Origin of the sequence: Vibrio sp. Vb0888 (assembly GCF_033338835.1) — a bacterium.
Classification (GTDB): domain Bacteria; phylum Pseudomonadota; class Gammaproteobacteria; order Enterobacterales; family Vibrionaceae; genus Vibrio; species Vibrio alginolyticus.
Map to the genome: position 1 here is coordinate 1 of NZ_JAWOTL010000191.1, position 1,233 is coordinate 1,233.

The 1,233-nt window shown below is 46.6% G+C and carries 1 protein-coding gene and 1 pseudogene; both read right to left on the minus strand.

What is annotated here, in order from left to right; all coding sequences use genetic code 11:
* Positions 1–112 (minus strand): annotated as a pseudogene (locus R7P72_RS24940) (response regulator); the annotation flags it as partial.
* On the minus strand, positions 99–1,233 hold a 1,135-nt coding region (locus R7P72_RS24945; protein WP_318110950.1), incomplete at its 5' end, for a sensor histidine kinase. The gene R7P72_RS24945 and the pseudogene R7P72_RS24940, both read right to left, overlap by 14 nt.

A 1,233-nucleotide genomic window follows, 5' to 3' on the forward strand; every position in this document is an offset into this window, starting at 1 on the left:
CAGACTCACAATCCTCAATATTCAGCCATTTATTCAACGGTTCTAGATCTTGTAGAACCGCGCTTAACACCTCTCGTTGGTCATCAACGCAAATTACATTAAGCTTCTCCATGTTCACCCTCTACCGGTAATTTGATTCTAAAAATGGTCTTTTCACTGTCACTTTTTACGACAATGGAACCGTTGTAACCTGCAATAATACGTTTAACGATCGAGAGCCCAAGCCCCAACCCAAAAGACAATCCGCCTTTCTTCGTTGTAAAGTTCGGCCTAAATATTTTTCGGCGTGTGGCCTCATCAATTTCAGGGCCATTGTTGGCGATCGTGACTAAAATCTTTCCTTTGCTCACGCGTGTATGAATTTCAATGGCCGGCGACTCAATGTTAATCATCGCATCGCACGCATTTTTTAAAATATTCACCCAAATTTGAACAAGCTCAGTTTGCGATCCAATAAAAACCGGCAGTTCTGCAGGGCTGAAACGCACACTAACGCGCCTCAAATCACTCTGCAGCAACGCCAATGCCCGATTTATTGAATCGTTAATGTTGATGGCCTCATCAAGTTGGATATCCGTGCTGCCCAATTGCTTAACGGAACGAACAATGCCCACCGTATGCTTAGACGCGATACGCAAGTCATGCAGGTCTCGCCCAACTTGCCAGTAACGAATCGCCTCTTCTGGCCTTTTTAACCAATGCTCCGAGAGGTAGTTACTCGGCACGGCTCGCGCTAAATCACGCGCCAACTCTTTAGGCAACCCATAATATTTTTCGAAATGACGACCGCGCTTTCTCGCTTCACTAGACGATACTTTTTGCCCTTGCATCAAACCAAAATCAAAGAACTGACTCGCCTCTGGATGCACTTCTTCAAGCAGCGTCATGATGACGGACTCTAAACGCTCCGATTTACTGCTGACCACACCAATCGCATTGTTAAGTTCGTGTGCGATACCTGCGGCTAACTGACCGAGTGTTGTCATTTGCTCTGCGGTGTGGAGCTTTTGCAGCGCCTTCTCTTTTGCTATCGCTTCTTGCATCGCGCGCCGCTGACGGCGAGACAACTCATTCACCATAACGGGCATAAACTGTGTGGTTAATGGCCCGTAAGTTTCTTCTTCAACGGCTGGCGTATCGCGTTCTATCCACGCAAGTTCTACATCGGCTTGTGCAATCACCGTAGATGACGCAGTCCATGTTCCTGAAAAAAAACTGTGCACTCCAATAAAT